Consider the following 21,269-nt stretch of genomic DNA (forward strand, 5'->3'; position numbering starts at 1 on the left):
CAGTAGGGGCGAGTCCATACATAGGAGCGAGGCTTGCCCGCAAAGGCGTCCTCAAGCCGGACTCAGACTTCAGGCACGCCTTTCTGCCAAGCCGACCAGTTCTGCAAAATCTCCTGCACCAACGGATTCCCCGTGCGGTACAGGTTCTCCAGCGCCGGCACAAAACCGCCCTGATCGGCGTATTTGAGCAGGTTATCCACCTCGCTCTGGCCCGGCGCCGGCCGGTCGAAGTCGGAACCGGCGCGCACCACCGCCAGACGCCGCACATCCACCAACCCCTCGCGGCTGGCGCGCAGCAGCGCTTCATAGGTGGAATTGTCTTCCTGCTGAGTCGTGCAATAGACCCCTTCGTTGTTGGTCAGCAGCTTGGTCCAGACTTCAGCTCGCTCACTCAACCGCGTTCCGGAAAACCAGGTATTGCCCGCCAGCGTATCGCACTGGGTAACGACCGGCGGTTGATTGGCCGGGGCCGACGGATACTTCAAGCGCCATGCCGCCGACTCCTTGCTCTCGCTCAGCTGGACCTTGTGGCTCAGGGCGAATGCCTTGGCCTGCAACTTCGGATTGAGTTCGAACACTTCAGTCTTGTAGTCCAGAGGCGGCTTCTCGTTCGGGCCTTTGGTGTTGATGCCCAGGTAACCGGTCGGCCAGTCTTTCGGTGCGTCCCGGGAGTCCAGCTCCCACTGGGTGCCGAACTCCACCAGATAGTGCGCCCACGCGGTGGTGCCGATGGTGCCGTGGTGCGGGCTGATGCCGGCAATCCCGGCGATCAGAAAGTAACTTTTGCGCAGGTCGAATTTCGGCGACAGCGCCAGGGCCAGGGTGGAGGCTGCGGCATTGGTCTGGCCCATGCCGGTGACCATCAGGCACACCTGTTGGGTGTTGCAGCGAATATTCGGGTACTCGGCGGACAGGCCCGGTACGCGCACTTCTTGCTTGAGCTCCAGGCGATCGATCCAGTTCTGCGCCTCGGGGGCGAACATGGTGATCAGCATTACTTTCGGCTGAATGGGCGCTTCAGTCGCCCAGGTAGCGGAAGAGAGCAGGGCACCGCAGACAATGCCCACGGACAGGGAAAGACGCGTCATTGCATTCATAAAACCTCCTGATTCAAATGAGCCTTAAAACTGATAACCGACACCGGCGTAGTAACCCCAGCCGTTGGAACGGGCGCGGAAGTCACCGTCGCCGAAATTCAACTCACTGCCATCGTCCCAGTTGCCGCCGTTGTGGAAATAACGGCCGACCAGGGTGAAACGCAAGTGGGTGAAGGCGTAGAGCAACACGTTGGTGGCCACGGTGGCATTGGCGGTGCGGGCCGGGTTGTCTTTGTGCAGATCGGAGCCGAAGTCGAAGTTGGTGAAACCGATGTAGGTCAACGAAGCGCCATTGCTGAAACTGCTGATGGGCACGATGTATTTGAGTTGGGCGCGGTAGCCGTCCCACGAATACTCGTTGCTGGCACCGTAGTTTTCCCACTGATAGCGGCCGTAGAAGTTGGCCGACAGGTTGACCCGCGAATGGGTGTCGATGTCGGTGCCGAGCCCGCTGTACAGCGTGTTGGCGCGGTTGGCGCTGTTGCTGCCGTGGTCGTAGATCCAGTCGAACGCCACGTACCACTCCTTGAACGGCCCGACGGCCAGACTGCGGCCGGCCAGGTAGTCGATGGAAATCCGCGGTTCATGCTCCATGAACACCGGCGAGCCATGGTCCCAGACGCCTTTGTCATGGCTGTTGCCAATGTCGAAGATCTTCGGAATGTCGATGTAGCCGTACAACTCGAACGGCCCTTTGCGGCCGAAGTATTCATATTCCAGGTAGATATCGTCGGCCGGTTGCGGGCCGAAGCTGATGTCTTTGCTGCCGATGACAGTCAGGTCCTGATTGAACCAGTCCGACAGGTAGGCGCCTTTTTTTGGCGGGCTGGCTTCAGGGCTAAGGGCTTCGCCCTGGGCGGATTCTTCGGCGGTGGCCGGTTGGGCCAAAACGTGGCTGCTGAGTAGTCCTGTAACGCTGGCCAGCAGCAAGGAAACAGCAAAAGTGCGCGAGCAACTCACGCGGCTGGAGGTGCAATGCATTAAAAGTCCCTTTTCGTGCGGATCGAAAGCCCGGTGGTGCGGGTTTGCGCGGTTAGGTGGCGAACAGGCCGGTATCGGCGACTCGCAAACGTTTGCACAAGACATACCAGTTTTATTCAAGGCACGGAAAAGGTTGGGAAATGGATGATTTAACTGTCCTTTCGATCAGGGTTTTCGCACCAAAGTGGTATCGCCTGCACGATGAACGTTCCTGCGCGGGAGCGTGGGAACGATCGGTCACATGTAACCAGCTCCTACGAAATAGGGTTGCTGTAGAATCCTCGGCATTGACTTCACAAGGTACCCCCCCGATGAGCGAGCCGATTCGTCTGACCCAATACAGCCACGGCGCAGGTTGTGGCTGCAAGATTTCGCCCCAGGTGCTGGAGGTGATTCTGGCCGGCAGCGGTGCGCAGAACCTGGACCCGAAACTCTGGGTCGGCAACGCCTCGCGCGATGACGCGGCGGTGTATGCCATCGACGAAGAACGCGGCGTGGTGTCGACCACCGACTTTTTCATGCCGATCGTCGATGATCCCTTCGACTTCGGCCGCATCGCCGCGACCAATGCCATCAGCGATATCTACGCCATGGGTGGCGATCCGTTGATGGCGATTGCGATCCTCGGCTGGCCGGTCAATGTGCTGGCGCCGGAGATTGCCCGGGAAGTGATTCGCGGCGGGCGTTCGGTCTGCGATGAAGCGGGGATTCCATTGGCCGGTGGCCATTCCATCGACGCACCAGAGCCGATCTTCGGCCTGGCCGTGACCGGGCTGGTGGAAAAGCGCCACATGAAGCGCAACGACACCGCTACCGCCGGTTGCCTGCTGTACCTCACCAAACCCTTGGGCATCGGCATCCTCACCACGGCCGAGAAGAAGGGCAAGTTGCGCACGGCCGACATCGGCCTGGCCCGCGACTGGATGTGCACCTTGAACAAACCCGGCAGCCGTTTCGGCAAACTCGACGGCGTGACCGCGATGACTGACGTCACCGGGTTTGGCCTGATCGGGCATCTGGTGGAAATGGCCGACGGCAGCAACGTGACCGCCCGCATCGAATATGACCGGGTACCGCGCCTGCCGGGTGTCGAGTATTACCTCGATCAGGGCTGCGTGCCGGGTGGCACGCTGCGCAATTTCGACAGCTACGCCAGCAAGGTCGGCCGACTCCAGGAGTTACACAAACGCGTGCTCTGCGACCCGCAGACCAGCGGCGGCCTGTTGATTGCGGTCACGCCCGAGGGCAACGAACAGTTTCTGGCGGTGGCGGCTGAACTCGGCCTGACCCTCGAGTCAATCGGCGAACTGGTTGAGCGACAGACTCACGCGGTAGAGGTGTTTTGATGTCCATCGACTTCACCGATTACCGCGACATCTTTCTCAACGACCGGCCGATGATGGATACCCGCGCGCCGGTCGAATTCCTCAAGGGCTCATTTCCCGGCGTGGTCAATCTGCCGCTGATGAATGACCTTGAGCGGCAACGGGTCGGCACCTGCTACAAACAGCAAGGTCAGCAAGCGGCCATCACGCTGGGGCATCAATTGGTGGCCGGCGAGATCAAGGCCGAGCGCATCCAGGCCTGGGCCGATTTCGCCCGGGCGCATCCGGATGGTTATTTGTATTGTTTTCGCGGCGGGCTGCGTTCGCAGATCGTTCAGCAATGGCTCAAGGACGAAGCGGGTATCGATTACCCGCGAGTCGGCGGTGGCTACAAGGCCATGCGCACCTTCTTGCTCGATACGCTCGAGCAGGCCATTGCCCAGTGCGATTTCGTTTTGCTGGGTGGCATGACCGGCACCGGCAAGACCGAGGTGCTCACGCAATTGAGCAACGGGTTGGACCTTGAAGGCCACGCCCATCATCGCGGCTCCAGCTTCGGCAAACGCGCCACCGGCCAACCCTCCAACATCGACTTTGAAAACCGCCTGGCCGTGGACGTGCTGAAGAAGCGCGCCCGTGGTATCGAACAGTTCGTGCTGGAAGACGAGAGCCGCATGGTCGGCAGTTGCGCCTTGCCGTTGCCGCTGTATCAGGGCATGCAGCAGTTTCCGATGGTCTGGCTGGAAGACAGCCTGGAAGGGCGTGTCGAGCGGATCCTGCGTGATTACGTGGTGGACTTGTGCGCCGAATTCATCGAAGTGCATGGCGATGAAGGTTTCGCGCTGTTTTCCGAGCGTTTGCTGGCGAGCCTGAACAATGTCCAGAGACGGTTGGGCGGCGAACGTCATCAGCGGATGCTGACCTTGATGGAAGACGCGTTGGCAGAACAGGCAAACAGCGGCGCGGTGGATTTGCACCGGGGCTGGATCGAAGGGTTGCTGCGCGAGTATTACGACCCGATGTATGCGTTTCAGCGGGAGAAGAAGGGTTCGCGGATTGAGTTTGTCGGGGAGCGGGGGGCGGTGCTCGAGTATTTGAGAGAGCGAGGTAATCAGCGAGGGTGATGCTGTTTTGCCGGCCCCATCGCGGGCAAGCCCGCTCCCACCGTGGTCTGTGGTGGAATACAGATTTGTGATCGACACTGTCCCTTGTGGGAGCGGGCTTGCCCGCGATGGGGCCGTGACAGGCACTGTAAAACTCGAAGCGCCACCACGATCACAGCTTACGTCGGACAGGTCTCCTGACCATTATCCAGCCCTTGCTTGTAGCTGTGGCTCTGCAGGCTGGCCTTACCGTTGTGCCAAGTCAGCGTGAGCACATACAGCGAGTCGTAATCGCTCGACTCCCAGTCATCGGTGATGTTCTGTTTCTTGCCGACGGCTTCCCCGGCGACCTTGTTGATCAACTCGGGCAGGTAGCCGTGGGACCAGGCCGTATAAATGACCGAGTTGTGATACTTGTCGTGCAGCAGTTCATCCGCCAGGTCGCTGGTGTCGTTGGCCGAGAAGTTGATGTTCACCGGCAAGCCGAGCTTGATCGCGCTGGGGCTGATGGTCATCAGGGGGCGGATGTAACTGTAGGAATTATCCAGTTCGCCTTCCTCGACATTGCGTGTCGGGTTGGCGGCAAACACGTAGTTGGCCTTGCCGAATTTTTCCGGCAACAAGGTGGCCAGGTCAATGGCGCGATTCAGTCCCTGACAATTGAGCTGACCCAGTCCGCCGGCGGGTTTTTCCGCGTGGCGCAGGAATACCAGCGTCTGAGTGCCGTCCGCCGGTTGGGCGCGGCTTTCACTGGACTCAAGCGACAAGAACAACGCGCTGACCGCCAGCAGGGAGGGCAGGAAGATATAGGCGCGATGCTTGAAGCGTTGGGCGAATTTCAATGGATTCATCATCGAATAGGTCATCTTCAGCGCATTCGGTTAAGGCTGACAAACCTTGACACCGCGAGCTCCCAGCATCGGGTGTATTCCATGTCGTTGGCCCGGTCCGTTTTCTACAGGGCAATGCTCAGAGTCCTCTGAAGCCCTTTGGTTCGATCCGAGCGAGGTGCCTGGCACTTTAGCGGCAACCTTGAACGGATTGGGAATAGGTTATCGACTGGATGTTGCGGATTTATGGACACGGGACACACCTGATCCCTCTGTAGATTATGATCTTCAGTCCGATTTTCTCGTGGATGCCCTTTATGACCGATTTGTCTGCATTCCCCATCACCCGAAAATGGCCGGCCCAGTACCCGGAGTGGATCCAGCTCTATTCCTTGCCAACGCCCAATGGCGTCAAGGTTTCGATCATGCTCGAAGAGATCGGGCTGCCCTACGAGCCGCATCGTGTGGGCTTCGATACCAACGATCAGTTGTCCCCCGAATTTCTGTCGCTGAACCCCAACAACAAGATCCCGGCGATCCTCGACCCCCACGGTCCGGGAGATAAACCGCTGGCGTTGTTCGAATCCGGGGCGATTCTGATTTACCTTGCCGACAAGAGCGGGCAACTGCTGGCCCAGGAATCGGCGGCGCGTTACGAGACCCTTCAGTGGCTGATGTTTCAGATGGGCGGTATCGGACCGATGTTTGGCCAACTCGGTTTTTTCAACAAATTCGCCGGCAAGGACTACGAAGACAAGCGTCCCCGTGATCGTTACGTCGACGAAAGCAAGCGCTTGCTCCAAGTCCTTGATGGCCGTCTGCAAGGGCGCGACTGGATCATGGGCGAGCGCTACACCATCGCCGACATCGCGACCTTTCCCTGGGTGCGCAACCTGATCGGTTTCTATGAGGCCGGTGATCTGGTAGGCATCCAGAATTTCCCTAACGTCACCCGCGTGCTGGAACGTTTTCTGGCAAGGCCGGCGGTGATTCGCGGGCTGGAAATCCCCAGGCAACCCCTTTGAGCTGGATGCGGCCAATTGTTGCCGCCGCGGTAACGCAGTCTTGAGCGATCAAGGTTTGTGCCCCGTGCCTTGCAGGGCATAAGCTTCGCTCCCACAACTTCGTCTCATCCGCCGTTTTTCAGGAAGGCCCATGCCCAGTCAGTTCCCCGAAGCACGTCCACGCCGTCTGCGCCGCAATGCGAGCCTGCGCAGCCTGTTCCAGGAAACCGAGTTCAGCTTGAATGATCTGGTGTTGCCGATTTTCGTCGAGGAAGAGATCGACGATTTCGTGCCGATCAAGAGCATGCCTGGCGTGATGCGCATTCCCGAGTCGAAGCTGGCCGGTGAGATCGAGCGTTACGCCCGCGCCGGGATCAAGTCGGTGATGACGTTTGGCGTGTCCCATCATCTGGACAGCAGCGGCAGCGACACCTGGAGCGACAATGGTCTAGTGTCGCGCATGTCGCGCATCGCCAAGGACGCCGTGCCGGAAATGATCGTGATGTCCGACACCTGTTTCTGCGAGTACACCGATCACGGCCACTGCGGCGTGCTGCATCACCACGAAGTCGACAACGACCAGACCCTGATCAACCTCGGCAAACAAGCCGTGGCGGCTGCTCGGGCCGGCGCCGATGTGATCGCACCGTCGGCGGCCATGGACGGGCAGGTCCAGGCCATTCGCCGGGCACTCGATGAAGCGGGTTTCAGCCAGACCGCAATCATGGCCTATTCGACCAAATTCGCTTCGGCGCTTTATGGCCCGTTCCGCGAGGCTGGCGGCAGTGCGCTGAAGGGCGACCGCAAAAGCTATCAGATGAACCCGATGAACCGCCGCGAAGCCGTGCGTGAATCGCTGATGGACGAGCAGGAAGGCGCCGACGCGCTGATGGTCAAACCGGCCGGTGCGTACCTGGACATCATCCGCGACATCCGCGAAGCCTCGCGTTTGCCGCTGTCGGCGTATCAGGTGAGTGGCGAGTACGCGATGATCAAATTCGCCGCCCAGGCCGGGGCAATCGATGAGGACCGAGTGGTGCGTGAGAGCCTGGGGGCGATCAAACGGGCCGGGGCGGATTTGATCTTCACCTACTTTGCAATGGACCTGGCCCTGGCCGGGATCTAACTGTTTTGAAAGATCATTCCCACGTAGAGCGTGGGAATGATCAGCCTCGCTAATCTCGGGTTCAGCCGAAGAAAAGCCGAATCTCACGGTCCCGGAAATACCGCTCGATCACCTTCGGATCGGCGCTGTAGTCGGCAATCGCCACATACGTATCCGGCCGCAGCAGGTAAAACCCGTTGCGCGCCAGCCCCGCCGTTTCAAACGCCGGCTGCCAGTCGAACACCTGCAACGGCAAGTGATGCTCGATGCACCAGGCAATCATCTCGTCGCTGGTGTCGCCATACACATGCACTTGCCAGCTCGGGTCCTTCAGCGATTCGAAATTGTCCCCTTCACCGTCGTGAGCCCAGGGCAGGCGATCACCACCGTGAACATGGCCAGCAACGCCTTCGCTCAACGGCATGCCGCGATAGTTGAGGGTGGTCTGCGACACTGTGCGAAACAGAAATTCCCGCGCGGCTTCCAGCGAGGTCATTTTCGGGATCAAAAAGGGCGCCACGCGGGTGCGCAGCAAGTCGGCAATTCGTCCTTCGGCGGTGACGAAACTGAAGACCCGGTCAGTAGTTGCCACCAGTCGCCGGGCAAACGCGATGCGTTCGGTTTCATAACTGTCGAGTAGTTTGGCCGAGGCGCCACCGCTCAACACCGCGGCGAGTTTCCAGGCCAGATTGATCGCGTCGCCAATTCCGGTGTTCATACCTTGGCCACCCGCGGGGCTATGGACATGGGCGGCGTCACCCAACAGAAACGCGCGCCCGGTGCGAAAGTGATCCGCAACCCGGTGATGCACGCGGTAAGTCGAGAACCAGTTCACCTGATCGATCTGTACCTTTAAATGCTCGATGGCACGGCTGCTGACGTCTTCGAACTGGAGGGTTTCGGCACGATCGGCGCGTTCGTCGCGAACCGTACCGATCAGGCGGGCGCGCCCTTCACCGGCCAAGGGGAATACGGCGAGAAAGTCGGCTTCATCAAGGTCCACATGCAGTTCACCGTTGAACGTGGGGCCGCGAGCCTGCACATCTGCCACGTAGAAAATCTGCTGGTAAGTGCCGCCCGGAAAACCGGTATCCAGCGTTTTGCGCACAATCGACCGGGCGCCGTCGCAGCCGGCGAGATAACAGGCCTGGCAGGTTTCCTGCTGGCCATCGGGCAAGCGCACCCGGGCGGTGATGCCGTCGCCGGTTTCCTCGAAGCTTTGCAGTTCGGTGTTGCGCTCCACCGTAATACCGAAGGCCTCCAGGCGTTCGATCAGCAGGCGTTCGTGCTCGTCTTGCGGATACATTTCCAGAAACGCGTAGGGCGTCAGACCCTCGCCGATGGTGCTCAGAGGCAGGCGCGCAACGGGTTCGCCCTTGACCCAGAAATTCGCCGCGGCCACTTTATGGCCGTTTTGCACAACAGCGTCGCTGAGGTCGAGCTGGCTATACAGTTCAAGGGTTCGTGCCTGTACTGCCAGCGCACGTGAAGTGGTGCCGGGTTCCGACGTCTTGTCGATAATGCGCACCCGAATTCCCAGTTTGCTCAGCCACAGCGCCAGTACCAGCCCGGTCGGGCCGGCGCCGATGATCAGCACGTCGCTACGGTTCATGAGCCTGTCCTCCTCGGTATGTGGATCAAGTATGGTTCAGCCCGGATGCACCGGCCTCCCGGCTGCCCAACGGAAAACCACCGCTGCTGTAGCCCTGCGGATCAGGGAACAGTCCGCGACTGTCACAGTCATAGCCTGCGCCATGCCATTGATCGTATGGTTAACCCGGCTCAACGGATTTTGATGGAGCACCATGCAAGCCAATCGATTGATCATGAGCGCCGCGGCACTGTTGGTTCTGGCCGGTTGCGGTACTCAACGCACGCAGGAACCGCCGGCCCGCAAGCCTGCCGAGGTCAAGGCCGAGATCATGCGTCTGCTACCGGCCAAGACACCCGACCGCCAAGGCTGGGCCACGGACATCTACGCGGCATTTGCCGCGCAAAAGATTTCACCGACCACGCAAAACCTGTGTTCGGTACTCGCGGTCACTGAGCAGGAGTCGACGTTTCAGGCTGATCCGCGGGTGCCGGGCCTGGGCAAGATCGCCCGGGACGAGATCGATCGCCGCGCCGCCAAGGCCCACATTCCCGGCCTGCTGGTGAGCGGTGCCTTGCAGGTAAGCTCACCCAATGGCAAAAGCTACAGCGACCGGCTGAATGCCGCGCGCAGCGAAAAAGAACTCAGCGCGATTTTCGATGATTTCATCGGCATGGTGCCCATGGGGCGGACGCTGTTCGATGGTTTCAACCCAGTGCACACCGGCGGGCCGATGCAGGTCAGCATCGATTTTGCCGAGCAGCAGGCGCGGGATTATCCCTATCCGGTGGACGGCTCGATTCGCCGCGAAGTGTTCACGCGTCGCGGCGGTATGTATTTCGGTATTGCCCATTTGCTCGGTTATCCAGTGAGCTACAAGCAGCCGCTGTATCGCTTCGCCGATTTCAATGCCGGTTGGTACGCCAGCCGTAATGCGGCGTTTCAGAACGCGGTAAGCCGTGCGACCGGCATTCCGCTGGCGCTGGACGGCGATCTGGTGCGCTACGGTTCGATCATGCCGGGCTCCACGGAATTGGCGGTGCGCACTCTCGGCAAGCAATTGGACATGCGCAACCTGACCATTCGGGATCAATTGGAGGAGGGTAACAGCCTCGAATTCGAAGACACCAAGCTGTATCGGCGCGTGTTTGCCTTGGCCGAACAGGCTGAAGGTCGACCATTACCTCGGGCGGTGTTGCCGGGGATCCTGCTGCAAAGCCCGAAAATCACCCGCAAACTCACCACGGCGTGGTTCGCCAAGCGGGTCGATGAGCGTTATCAGCGCTGTATGAAGCGGGCGGGGAGGTAAACATTAGACTAATGCCAGTCAGTGTGCGGAACCTGACTGATTGATATTTGTTGATGAGGCACTCGGGCGCAGTCTTGGGCATCTGCTACAAAGAGAGAGTCGCAGAGGAGATTTAGTCATGTACCAGCTCTACGGACATCAAAACTCAGGTGCGGCGGCCATCGAAGCCGCGCTGGAACTGTGCGAGGTTCCTTATCGCTTCATCGATGTTTCATCGTCCCCGGAGGCGGTTCAGGCATTGGAGAAGCTCAACCCTCTCAAGCAGATTCCCACCCTGCAATTGCCCGATGGCGGTGTTCTGACCGAGAGTGCGGCCATCCTGATTCATCTGGGCATGACGTTCCCGGAGTCGAACCTGCTGCCGGAAAACCCGCTCAAGCGTGATCAGGTTATTCGGGGCCTGGTGTACATCGTCAGCAATTGCTATGTCGCCATCGGCATTATTGATTATCCCGAGCGCTGGCTGGCCGAGGCGGATGAATCATCGAGGGAAAATCTTATGGCCGGTGCCCGCCAGCGCCTGCACTGGAGTTGGGAGGTGTTTGCCGATCAGTTCGCCGGCAAGTTGTACCTGGGCGACGGAACACCGAGCGCGCTGGATATTCTGGCGGCGGTGGTGACACGCTGGGCAGGTACCCGAGAGCACTTGCGCGCTGCGCGGCCGGGGTTCTCCGCCTGGCTCGAACGCTTCGACCGGCACCCTGCATTGGCACCGGTTTTCGCGCGGCATTGGCCGTTTTAAAAACACCGCCAATCACTCGCCGCGGATGTACTGTTCCAACTGCCGAATCAGTTCAGCCTGTTCGGCGATGGCTTCCTTGACCAGGTCGCCGATGGACAGCAAGCCTATCAACTCGCCGTTTTCCACCACCGGCAAATGCCGCAGGCGTTTTTCGGACATGATGCCCATGCAGGTTTCGACGGTTTGATGGGTGTCCACGGTGATGACTGGCGCCACCATGATATCGCTGACCGGTGTGCCGACAGAGGAGCGCCCCTTGAGCACCAGTTTGCGCGCATAGTCACGCTCGCTGATGATGCCGACGACCTTTCCCTCTTTCAGCACCGGTAACGCGCCGACGTTTTTCGCGGCCATCACCATCAGCGCTTCCAGCACCATTTGATGAGGCGCAATGGTGTGGACTGCCTGATTCTGTTGGGCCTTTAACTTGAGCAGTTGGGCGACGGTTTTCATGGCGGATTCTCGGGTGTTGTCGTTGTTCTTGAAGAATCGTAGAGACGCGCTCGCAGAGCAAGGCAGAAAGCGGCACATACCGCGCAAAAAGCGTCATTCAGCGATTTTTCTTTGTAAAAGTCCGACTCTAATGCCGGTAAGTTAAGAAATGTGAGCGACGAAAATCCTGTGGGAACGTCTTAACTTACTGGCATCAGGGCAAGCCCCCTCACCCCACCGCCGATCACGCGTAGAATTACCCCTTGAATCAGATCGTTGAGGTTGCAGTGGTGGATTTACAGCAGGGCTTCGTCCTGACCCGGCATTGGCGCGATACCCCGGCCGGCACGGAAGTCGAGTTCTGGCTGGCGACCGATGTCGGTCCCCGACGCATCCGCCTGCCGCATCAACAGTCAGTAGCGTTCATTCCGGCAGCCCATCGTGAGCAAGCCGAAGCGCTGCTGCGCGACGAGAAAAACGTCGAGCTGAAGCCCTTGGCACTGCTGGACTTCGAACACCGCCCGGTGCTCGGCCTGTATTGCCGGCAGCACGGCCAGTTGATGCGCCTCGAAACCGCACTGCGCAGATCAGGCGTCGATGTATTCGAAGCCGACATCCGCCCGCCGGAACGCTACATGATGGAGCGTTTCATCACCGCGCCCGTTTTGTTCGGTGGCACGCCCAGCGCCGAAGGCCTGCTGCTCGACGCGCAAATGAAACCCGACCCCGGCTATCGGCCGAACCTGCGGCTGGTCTCGCTGGACATTGAAACCACCGCTCAGGGCGAACTGTATTCCATCGCCTTGGAAGGCTGCGGCGAGCGGCAGGTGTATATGCTCGGGCCGCCCAATGGCGATGACAGCGGGGTGGATTTCCAGCTCGAATACTGCGATTCACGAACCCTGCTGCTGAAAAAACTCAACGAATGGTTCGCCCGGCACGACCCCGACGCCATCATCGGCTGGAACGTCGTGCAGTTCGATCTGCGCGTACTGCACGAACATGCTCGGCGCTTGGCGGTGCCGCTGAAGCTGGGGCGTGGCGGCGAAGAAATGCAATGGCGCGAGCACGGCAGCCGCAATCATTACTTCGCCTCGGCCGCCGGCCGGTTGATCATCGATGGCATCGAGTCGCTGCGCTCGGCGACCTGGAGCTTCCCGTCGTTCAGCCTGGAAAACGTCGCGCAAACCCTGTTGGGCGAGGGCAAGTCGATCGACAACCCGTACCAGCGCATGGACGAAATCAATCGCATGTTCGCCGAGGACAAACCGGCCCTGGCGAAGTACAACCTCAAGGACTGCGAACTGGTGACGCGGATCTTCGCCAAGACCGAATTGCTGACCTTCCTGCTCGAGCGGGCCAGCGTCACCGGTTTGCCGGCGGACCGCAGCGGTGGTTCGGTGGCGGCGTTCACGCACCTGTATATGCCGTTGATGCACCGGCAGGGCTTCGTCGCGCCGAACCTCGGGGGCAAACCGCCGGAGGCCAGCCCCGGCGGTTTTGTCATGGACTCGCAGCCCGGGCTGTACGAATCAGTGCTGGTGCTCGACTACAAAAGCCTCTATCCGTCGATCATCCGCACCTTCCTGATCGACCCGGTGGGCTTGATCGAAGGGCTCAAGCATCCCGACGACAGCGAGTCGGTACCGGGCTTTCGCGGTGCGCGTTTCTCAAGAACCCGGCATTGCCTGCCGGCCATTGTTGCCCGGGTCGCCGAAGGTCGTGAAACCGCCAAGCGCGAACACAATGCGCCGTTGTCCCAAGCCCTGAAGATCATCATGAATGCCTTCTACGGCGTCCTCGGTTCCAGCGGTTGCCGCTTCTTCGATACACGGCTAGCCTCGTCCATCACCTTACGCGGACACGAGATCATGCTGCGCACTCGCCAGTTGATCGAAGCCCAAGGCCATGCGGTGATCTACGGCGACACCGACTCCACCTTCGTCTGGCTGCGCCGCCCCCACGGTCAGGCAGAAGCCGCGCAGATCGGTCATGCGCTGGTGGATCACGTAAACCAGTGGTGGCGCGAGCATGTGAAACAGGAATACGGGCTGGAAAGTGCCCTGGAGTTGCAGTTCGAAACCCACTACAAGCGCTTTTTGATGCCGACCATTCGCGGCGCCGAGGAGGGCAGCAAGAAGCGCTATGCCGGATTGGTCACCCGTGCCGATGGCACCGATGAAATGGTCTACAAGGGCCTGGAAACCGTGCGCACCGACTGGTCGCCGTTGGCCCGGCAATTCCAGCAGGAGTTGTACCTGCGCATCTTCAATCGCAAGCCCTATCAGGATTACGTACGTGACTATGTGCGCAAGACGTTGGCCGGTGAATTCGACGAGCGCCTGATCTATCGCAAGCGCCTGCGCCGTACCCTCGACGATTATCAACGCAACGTGCCGCCCCATGTGCGGGCCGCGCGAATCGCCGACGACTACAACGATCAGCAGGGACGCCCGCGGCAATACCAGAACGGCGGCTGGATCAGTTATGTCATCACTGTCGCTGGCCCCGAGCCGCTGGAAATCCGCAGCGCGTCCATCGACTACGACCATTACATCACCCGGCAACTGCAACCGGTGGCGGATGCGATCCTGCCGTTCGTGGATGACGATTTCTCAACGCTGATTGGGGGGCAACTGGGCCTGTTTTGAGTCCAGCAGCGACAACGTCCAGCCATCCGGTATGCCATGAAAATACTGATCCAGCGCCTGATGGAACAGACTGCCTTTTGGCGAAACCTGGGCGAACAGCGTCATCGATGAGTGAAACTTGAGGTTGTCGGGGTGACCGAAAATCTTGGTGATCGACTGATGAGGAGCGTCCAGAACCAGTTGCGTGCAGGCACGCAAGCGTGGACCCAGCAATGGATGCTCCAGATACGCGGTGGCTTCCTCACTGGAGCGAATGGCAAAGTAGCGGGACATTTCGCTGTCACCCAACCCGGAAAACTGCGGAAAGATAAACCACATCCAGTGTCGGCGCTTCTGACCGGCGCGCAGCTCCTCCTGCACCCACTTGAACACAGGGTCCTGCGCCTGGACGAAGCGTGGCAAATTGAAAGCGTCGAGCTGATCGGTACTTCTCATGCCGATGCCCTCTGACAGAACCGCGATGGCTCAGACCATGGCCAACCGCTGCTTGCGTTGTGGCGCGCGAAAAGCTTGGTCCAGCGCCTCCAGATCCCCGACTTCAAGCCGCAATTGCGCCGCTTGCGCATTGAGCTGCACATGCTCGGGACGGACCGCCTTGGGGATGGCGATCACGCCATTCTGACGCAGAATCCATGCCAGCGCGACCTGCGCAGGTGTCGCCTCGTGACGGGCGGCAACTTGCTTGAGCGTCGAATTGGCCAGCATGTGCCCGCCCTGGCCGATCGGACAATAGGCCATCACCGGCATCCTTTGATGTTGGCTCCAGGGGAGCAAATCGAATTCGATGCCGCGCTCTTCCAGGTTATACAGCACCTGATTGGTGGCGCAGGCTGGCGAGGCCAATTCTTCCAGGTCGTCCAGGTCGAAATTGGATACGCCCCAACGGGCGATCTTGCCGTCTTCGCGCAGGCGTTCGAAGGCTTCGACGGTTTCCGCAAGGGGATACTCGCCGCGCCAGTGCAACAGGTAGAGATCGATGTAATCGGTATTCAACCGCCGCAGGCTGCGCTCGCAGGCCTGGGGGATGCCTTTGCGGCTGGCGTTGTAGGGGTAGACCTTGCTGACCAGAAAAACCTGGTCGCGAAGCCCGGCGATGGCTTCACCCACCACCTCTTCAGCGCCTCCTTCGGCGTACATTTCAGCGGTGTCGATCAGGGTCATGCCCAACTCGATGCCCAAACGCAGCGCTGCAACTTCCTTTGTGTGTCGGGAGCGTTCCTCTCCCATGCGCCAGGTTCCTTGGCCAATGACCGGCACATGGCTGCCGGCCAGCTCAAGAGTACGCATGAATCCTCCTTCCTGAAGTTCGATCGACACATCAGTTGGCAGCAAAACCGCGCGGTGGTTCCATGGCGATCTCGAAAGATCGCAGCCTGCGGCAGGAGCTGCCGAAGGCTGTGATCTTTTGATCTACAGGGTGGAAAACTTGTACACCGTAGTCTGGCTATAGCGCTTGCCCGGATCCAGCCGTGTGGACGGGAAGCTCGGATGGTTCGGTGAATCCGGATAATGCTGAGTCTCCAGGGTAAACGCCCCCCAATGCGGATAAATCTTGCCAGCCTTGCCCTTGACCGTGCCATCGAGGAAGTTGCTGGTATAGAACTGCACACCCGGTTCAGTAGTGTAGAGCTGCAAGCGGCGCCCGGATTGCGGATCGCTGACATCGGCGGCGAGTTTGCCCAGGTCACCCTTGGCGTCCAGCACCCAGTTGAAATCAAAACCACCTTGTTTCGGTTCGGCGAATTTCAGTTGCGGGTGATCAGCCTTGATGTGTTGACCGATGGCGGTCGGCTGAGTGAAGTCCATGGGCGTGCCGGCGACCGGGGCCAGTTCACCGGTAGGGATCAGTTTGCCGGTGACCGGCGTGTAACGGGCGGCATGCAAGGTCGCAAGCTGCTTCAACACGTCGCCATTGCCCGCGCCGGCCAAATTGAAATAACTGTGGTTGGTCAGGTTCAGCACTGTGGGTTTGTCGGTGCTGGCCTTGTACTCGATGCGCAGCTCATTGTTCTCGGTGAGGCTGTAGGTGACCTCGGTTTTCAGGTTACCCGGAAAGCCCATTTCACCACTCGCCGACAGATACGTCAGGGTCACGCCCACCGAATCCTTGCCTTTGTTCGGTTCGGCTTTCCACACCCGTTTGTCGAAACCCTGGGCCCCGCCGTGCAGTGAATTGCTGCCGTCGTTGAGTGGCACCTGATAGCGCTTGCCATCCAGCTCGAAGGCGCCGTTGGCCAGGCGATTGCCGAAGCGGCCAATGGTCGCGCCGAAGTACGCGGTGCCGCTTTGGTAACCCTGCACATCATCGAAACCCAGCACCACATCGTCGAGCTTGCCGTTTTTGTCCGGCACTTTCAGCGACTGCAGAATCCCGCCGTAGGTAATGACCGTGGCTTGCAGGCCATGGCTGTTGCGCAAGATGTATTGCTCAACGGGCGTGCCGTCATTGGTTTTGCCGAAGGCTTTTTGTTCGCTGGACAAACCGGTGGCTTGAGCGGGGAGGGTGGCGATCATCAGGGACAGTCCGAGGCCGGAGAGCAGGTATCGAGATTGAAACATGGTTGACCTTCCTTTTTGTTGTTTTGTGATAAGTAGTCATACTAATAATCGAGCTTTAACGCGATCAAGGAAGGATTTATAGCTTATTAATGCCGTGTTGCAATTATAAAGTATGACTAATAAAAATTGCTTTCACGATGGTCAGCGCTTACGGACCACCGGCACTGCACTTTTTCGGCTTTCGCGGTTCTATCCTTGGCCAGCCCGCGGCGATCCCCACTGCCGGCCCATGCCCAAGTTCAAGAACCCATGGCTCGAGATTTACCCCGCTTTACCCTGCGCATTCGTCGTTATTGCTTGCTGTTGATTAGCTTGTCGCTGCTCTTCGCCAGTGGCTGCAGCCATCAACCGGGTAACGATATCGTCAGCCAGTTTCGCAACGGCAAACCCCAGGAATTCCTCCAGACCAGCGTCGACCGCATGGCGACTCTGACGATGCGCGACAACCTCGAAAGCCTTTACCTGCTGATGAACAAGCTCTACCTGCGCAACCCGGACGAGCTGAAAAAATCCGGTTTCCTCGATGTCGGCACCGCGGAAAAACAAGTGCGCATGGCCATCGAACAGCAACAGCCACTGCCCACCCTCGGCGGCAAAAAAGACCTCGCCGCGCTTAGCTATGCCATGAGTCCGGAATTTCTCGGTGATCGGGTCGGTGCCTTCATCTATGCCATCGGCAGCATGCTGGTCACCGCCCACGGCAATCGGCTGGAGTTCTACATGACGGATGCGATCAACCCGACCTTCGTCAGTAATGCCGCGCGCAACATCGAGAAAGCCACCTGGATCTTGAGTCAGCGGCAAAACAAACAAGGCGAGCCGTTGCTGTTTTCCAACGAAATCTCGGAGGAGGGCAGCAACCTGAGCTTCGCCGTGGAGTTCGGCAAAATCGTCGCGCGGCTGGACCTGTTGACCCAGATGCTCGACGAACGCTATCGACGGATCGGCCTCAACTACGCCCAGAGTTTGCTGTTCCTGAACTTCTTGCCAGTGCAATAAAACGAGCTGAACCCAACCCCCATAGGGATTTGAAAGAAAGAAGATCGTGTTCCGGCTCAATGAGTTGGCATAACGATAGACCGCATCGATATAACTGGTTATAAGAAAAATCGCTATGCTGCGAGCCGGTTATTTCCCTGCGATTTTCTGGGCGTATTAATGGAATTCGGTAATTTCGGGTTGGTCGTTGCAGGTCTGGTGGTCGGCTTTATTGTCGGCATGACCGGCGTCGGGGGCGGTTCGTTGATGACCCCAATTCTGTTGTGGTTCGGCGTCAACCCGGCCACGGCGGTGGGTACGGACTTGCTGTACGCGGCCATTACCAAATCCAGTGGTGTGCTGGTTCATCGCAAGAACAAGAACATCGACTGGGCGATCACCGGATGGCTGACCCTCGGCAGTGTGCCGGCGGTGGCGCTGACGCTGTGGTTCCTGAGCAGTTTGCAGACCTCACCCGACGCGATGAATGCCGTCATCAAACAAGCGCTGGGCTTCGTGCTGTTCGCCACGGCTCTGGCGATTTTCTTCAAAAAACGCTTGCTCGACTTCGCCCATAAACGAGCGGGTGGCCACTACAACCCCAGCGGCTCGCGGTTGAATGCACTGACCGTCATCACCGGTCTGGTCCTGGGCACCATGGTGGCCCTGACCTCCATCGGCGCTGGTGCTCTGGGCACCGTAGCGCTGTTCATCCTGTACCCGATGCTGCCGACCCGCCGCCTGGTCGGCACCGAAATCGCTCACGCGGTGCCCCTGACCTTGGTCGCCGGCCTGGGCCACGCGAGCATGGGCAACATGGATTGGCACGTTTTGGGCTACTTGCTGGTCGGTTCGCTGCCGGGGATTTACCTGGGCAGCCACTTGACCGGGCGTATCTCCGACGAACTGCTGCGTCCGTGCCTGGCCACGATGCTGGTGCTGATCGGCTACAAGCTGGCGTTCTGATCTGGCACGGTATACATCACTGAATTTAGCGGAATCATGCTCTCGCTGACGTAGTCAAAACTATGACCACGTTCAGATGAGGTCATGACGTCCATGAACAGCCCCGTAAACGATCTTCTGCGCCGGTTCCGCCGCCCCCGTGGCGAGCCACCCGGCAACGCGGCCGAAGTGTTGCGCCGCCATGCCGAACCGTTGCCTGCACTCGACTCACCTGAGTTCGGCGAAATGTTCGACCGCTTTGGCGATGCCAGCGTGGTGCTGATCGGCGAAGCCAGCCACGGCACCCAGGACTTCTACCAGACCCGAGCGGCGATCACCCGCCGCCTGATCGAGCAGCACGGCTTCGGCATCGTCGCGGTCGAGGCCGACTGGCCCGATGCCGGCCAGATTGACCGATGCGTCCGTGACCTGGGCCGCTCCGCCTGGAAAAAACAGGCCTTCGCCCGATTCCCCACCTGGATGTGGCGCAACACGGCCGTGCAGACCTTTACCCGCTGGCTGCACCACCATAACCGCGGGCTGACGCCCGAGCAGCGTGTGGAGTTTCGGGGGCTGGATGTTTACAGCATGCGTCACTCCATCGACGAAGTACTGAGCTATCTCGATAAGACCGACCCGCAGCTGGCAAAAGAAGCTCGACATCGCTACAGCTGCCTGACGCCGTGGCATGACGACCCGGCGCTGTACGGTCATTTCGCCGAGCGGGGCAACCTGGCCACGTGCGAGGATGCAGTGGTCGAGCAATTGAATGTGCTGCTGGGCGAACGGCTCGACCCGATGGTGGCCGACGACGAGGCGTTTTTCAGCGCCACCCAGAACGCCCGCGTGGTGCGGGCCGCCGAGCAGTATTACCGCGCCATGTACCGCGGCTCGACCGCCTCGTGGAACCTGCGTGACCGGCACATGTTCGACACCTTGCAAACCCTGATGGCGCATCGCGGGGCAGGCGCCAAAGCGGTGGTGTGGGCGCATAACTCACACATCGGTAACGCCGCCGCCACGCAAATGGGTTGGGAAGGGCAATTCAACATCGGCCAGTTGTGCCGCACGGCCTACGGCTCACAAGCGGTACTGATCGGCATGGGCACCGACCACGGCACCGTCGCCGCCGCCGATGACTGGGATGAGCCGATGCAGGTCAAACAGGTGACCCCGTCATTGGCCGACAGCTGGGAACAACTGTTTCTCAAGGCCGGCATTCCCGCAGCGCTGCTCGACTGGCGGACATCACCCAGCGAGGAATTGCTGGGCGTACTGGCCGAGCCGCTACTTGAGCGCGCCATCGGCGTCATCTATCGACCCAGGACCGAGCGCCAGAGCCATTACTTTCAGGCCGTGCTGGCGGAGCAGTTCGACGCTTTTGTCTGGATCGAAAAAACCCAAGCGGTCTCGCCATTGCCGGAGCCTGAGTTCATGGAGCATGAGGAAGATACCTTTCCGTTCGGCATCTGACGGGGCTCTATTCTCGGGTGAAGATCTCCAGCAGATGCCCGTCGGGGTCATCGAAATACACCCGCCGGCCACCGCCGTAATCGTTAATCTCGTTCGGCCGTTGCTTGCCCGGATCGGCCCACCAGGGCTGCTTGAGCGCTTGCAGGCGAGCGAAGGCCGCATCGAAGTCTTCGTCGCCGATCAAGAACGCATAGTGCTGGGACGCGATGGGCGGGTCGTTGTTGTAGAAGTCCAGTGACACCCCGTTATCGAACTTGACCACCAGCATCGGCCCGAACGGCTCTGCATCGGGCAGGCCGAGGAGGTCGGTCAGGTAGCGTGCCGAGACCTGTTTGTCACGGCACCAGACGATGGTGTGGTTCAGCTGAGCGCTCATGGAAAAATCCTCACGGCGAATCAGGTGGTGCAAGTCGTGCCATGAGATTAGCTCAGGCTGTTGCGCAATGACCGCCCTGACCTAAGCTTGGGGCAAGGCGAAATACAAATATGGTGCGTCACCCGGAACGTTCGCCGCGATGCGCAATCATTAGAGCGTGGATATCAAAAGGAGATGCGCATGCTCATCAGGTCTTTGACCCTGGCTACTCTGCTGGCTTTCGTCGGCCCCCTGTTCGCCGCCGATGACGATTCCCCTCTGGTTAAAGACGTGGGCAGGGCCCGTCCCCTGATTGTCATCGCGCCCAGTTCGGTCGACCCCACTTGGGTCAACCTGAAAAAATCGCTGGATGAACCCGCCAGTCGCAAGGGCTTCACCGAGCGAAACATGGTGCTGTATACCGTGATCAATACGATGGGTCAGCGCGACGGCAAAGACCTCGACCCGCAAACGACAATGGCGTTGATCCGCTCGCTCAAGCTGGGCGCCGGGGCGAAGAGCAAAATAATTCTGGTCGGCAAGGACGGGGAAAAGAAGCTTGAAAAGGATGTGGTCGAGCTGAAAGAGATTTTCAGCACCATCGACGAGCTGCCAGCCGCCGAAAAGGAAGCCACGGTACCGGTGCCAGCGCCGGTGGCTGACGTTGCACCGGCCAAAGGCGCAAAAGGCAAACCGGCGAAGCCTGCCAAGCCGCCTGAGCAGCCGGATGATTGAGTTCTGCTGCTTGAACCAATGCCGGTAAATTAAGAAATTTGAGCGACGAAAATC

20 protein-coding genes are annotated in these 21,269 nt (G+C 59.6%); 11 read left to right on the forward strand and 9 right to left on the reverse strand.

The genetic code is table 11. The features are described from left to right. Positions 1–62: 62 nt before the first annotated feature. Both MMG91_RS03190 and MMG91_RS03195 read right to left on the reverse strand, forming a co-directional pair. The gene (locus tag MMG91_RS03190) at positions 63–1,097 is read right to left on the reverse strand and encodes a purine nucleoside permease (protein ID WP_310658726.1); all 1,035 of its coding nucleotides are present in this window, start codon (positions 1,095–1,097) and stop codon (positions 63–65) included. 24 nt (positions 1,098–1,121) lie between these two features. Further along, positions 1,122–2,078 carry a nucleoside-specific channel-forming protein Tsx gene (locus MMG91_RS03195; RefSeq protein ID WP_310658727.1) on the reverse strand — a complete coding sequence of 319 codons (957 nt, stop codon included), beginning with the start codon at positions 2,076–2,078 and terminating at the stop codon, positions 1,122–1,124. 311 nt (positions 2,079–2,389) lie between these two features. On the opposite strand from MMG91_RS03195, the gene selD reads away from it, so the two are divergent. Then, on the forward strand, positions 2,390–3,424 hold the full coding sequence (gene selD, locus MMG91_RS03200; RefSeq protein WP_310658728.1) for a selenide, water dikinase SelD: 1,035 nt from the start codon (positions 2,390–2,392) through the stop codon (positions 3,422–3,424). Further along, positions 3,424–4,527, forward strand: a complete 1,104-nt coding sequence (gene mnmH / locus MMG91_RS03205; RefSeq protein WP_310658729.1) for a tRNA 2-selenouridine(34) synthase MnmH — start codon at positions 3,424–3,426, stop codon at positions 4,525–4,527. Before selD ends, mnmH begins: the two co-directional genes overlap by 1 nt. A gap of 158 nt (positions 4,528–4,685) precedes the next feature. On the opposite strand, the gene MMG91_RS03210 is transcribed toward mnmH, so the two are convergent. Next, positions 4,686–5,360 carry a hypothetical protein gene (locus MMG91_RS03210; protein WP_033036520.1) on the reverse strand — a complete coding sequence of 225 codons (675 nt, stop codon included), beginning with the start codon at positions 5,358–5,360 and terminating at the stop codon, positions 4,686–4,688. A gap of 293 nt (positions 5,361–5,653) precedes the next feature. On the opposite strand from MMG91_RS03210, the gene MMG91_RS03215 reads away from it, so the two are divergent. Together MMG91_RS03215 and hemB are read left to right on the forward strand one after the other, a co-directional pair. Continuing rightward, positions 5,654–6,361, forward strand: a complete 708-nt coding sequence (locus MMG91_RS03215) for a glutathione binding-like protein (protein WP_310658730.1) — start codon at positions 5,654–5,656, stop codon at positions 6,359–6,361. A 130-nt stretch (positions 6,362–6,491) separates the two neighbouring features. Next, entirely contained in the window at positions 6,492–7,466 is a 975-nt protein-coding gene (gene hemB, locus MMG91_RS03220; protein WP_305446251.1) for a porphobilinogen synthase, read from the forward strand. A 61-nt stretch (positions 7,467–7,527) separates the two neighbouring features. Here the strand turns inward: hemB and MMG91_RS03225 are convergent, their stop codons facing one another. Beyond that, positions 7,528–9,057, reverse strand: coding sequence for an FAD-dependent oxidoreductase (locus tag MMG91_RS03225; protein WP_310658731.1), 1,530 nt, complete (start codon positions 9,055–9,057; stop codon positions 7,528–7,530). Positions 9,058–9,250: 193 nt separating this feature from the next. On the opposite strand from MMG91_RS03225, the gene MMG91_RS03230 reads away from it, so the two are divergent. Both MMG91_RS03230 and MMG91_RS03235 read left to right on the forward strand, forming a co-directional pair. Then, positions 9,251–10,345 (forward strand): DUF1615 domain-containing protein, encoded by a 1,095-nt coding sequence (locus tag MMG91_RS03230; protein ID WP_305446249.1) that lies wholly within the window; start codon positions 9,251–9,253, stop codon positions 10,343–10,345. 118 nt (positions 10,346–10,463) lie between these two features. Next, complete coding sequence (locus MMG91_RS03235) at positions 10,464–11,087, forward strand: glutathione S-transferase N-terminal domain-containing protein (protein ID WP_310658732.1); 624 nt, start codon at positions 10,464–10,466, stop codon at positions 11,085–11,087. 12 nt (positions 11,088–11,099) lie between these two features. Here the strand turns inward: MMG91_RS03235 and MMG91_RS03240 are convergent, their stop codons facing one another. Then, complete coding sequence (locus MMG91_RS03240) at positions 11,100–11,540, reverse strand: CBS domain-containing protein (RefSeq protein WP_310658733.1); 441 nt, start codon at positions 11,538–11,540, stop codon at positions 11,100–11,102. Between the two features lie 269 nt (positions 11,541–11,809). Here MMG91_RS03240 and MMG91_RS03245 point away from each other — a divergent pair, with 269 nt between their 5' ends. Further along, a complete protein-coding gene (locus MMG91_RS03245) occupies positions 11,810–14,170 on the forward strand; it encodes a DNA polymerase II (protein ID WP_310659068.1) in 2,361 nt (786 codons plus the stop codon). Here the strand turns inward: MMG91_RS03245 and MMG91_RS03250 are convergent. The 3 genes from MMG91_RS03250 to MMG91_RS03260 form a co-directional block, all read right to left on the reverse strand. Further along, positions 14,135–14,605: a DUF1810 domain-containing protein gene (locus tag MMG91_RS03250; protein ID WP_305446247.1), complete on the reverse strand. Its 471-nt coding sequence runs from the start codon at positions 14,603–14,605 to the stop codon at positions 14,135–14,137. The genes MMG91_RS03245 and MMG91_RS03250 overlap by 36 nt on opposite strands. A 30-nt stretch (positions 14,606–14,635) precedes the next feature. Next, on the reverse strand, positions 14,636–15,457 hold the full coding sequence (locus tag MMG91_RS03255; RefSeq protein ID WP_310658734.1) for an aldo/keto reductase: 822 nt from the start codon (positions 15,455–15,457) through the stop codon (positions 14,636–14,638). 123 nt (positions 15,458–15,580) lie between these two features. Beyond that, on the reverse strand, positions 15,581–16,729 hold the full coding sequence (locus tag MMG91_RS03260; protein ID WP_310658735.1) for an aldose epimerase family protein: 1,149 nt from the start codon (positions 16,727–16,729) through the stop codon (positions 15,581–15,583). A gap of 249 nt (positions 16,730–16,978) precedes the next feature. Between MMG91_RS03260 and MMG91_RS03265 the strand changes: the two genes are divergently transcribed. The 3 genes from MMG91_RS03265 (at position 16,979) to MMG91_RS03275 (ending at position 20,125) form a co-directional block, all read left to right on the forward strand. Further along, positions 16,979–17,728, forward strand: a complete 750-nt coding sequence (locus tag MMG91_RS03265) for a hypothetical protein (protein WP_310658736.1) — start codon at positions 16,979–16,981, stop codon at positions 17,726–17,728. A gap of 159 nt (positions 17,729–17,887) precedes the next feature. Continuing rightward, complete coding sequence (locus MMG91_RS03270) at positions 17,888–18,673, forward strand: sulfite exporter TauE/SafE family protein (RefSeq protein WP_305446243.1); 786 nt, start codon at positions 17,888–17,890, stop codon at positions 18,671–18,673. Between the two features lie 93 nt (positions 18,674–18,766). Next, positions 18,767–20,125 carry an erythromycin esterase family protein gene (locus MMG91_RS03275; RefSeq protein ID WP_310658737.1) on the forward strand — a complete coding sequence of 453 codons (1,359 nt, stop codon included), beginning with the start codon at positions 18,767–18,769 and terminating at the stop codon, positions 20,123–20,125. Between the two features lie 7 nt (positions 20,126–20,132). Here MMG91_RS03275 and MMG91_RS03280 read toward each other — a convergent pair whose 3' ends face one another. Then, positions 20,133–20,501, reverse strand: a complete 369-nt coding sequence (locus tag MMG91_RS03280) for a VOC family protein (RefSeq protein ID WP_305446241.1) — start codon at positions 20,499–20,501, stop codon at positions 20,133–20,135. 180 nt (positions 20,502–20,681) lie between these two features. Between MMG91_RS03280 and MMG91_RS03285 the strand changes: the two genes are divergently transcribed. Continuing rightward, positions 20,682–21,215 (forward strand): DUF4174 domain-containing protein, encoded by a 534-nt coding sequence (locus tag MMG91_RS03285; protein WP_305446240.1) that lies wholly within the window; start codon positions 20,682–20,684, stop codon positions 21,213–21,215. Positions 21,216–21,269 lie beyond the last annotated feature (54 nt).

It is taken from the genome of Pseudomonas sp. JL3 (assembly GCF_031570575.1).
Lineage (GTDB): Bacteria > Pseudomonadota > Gammaproteobacteria > Pseudomonadales > Pseudomonadaceae > Aquipseudomonas > Aquipseudomonas cucumis.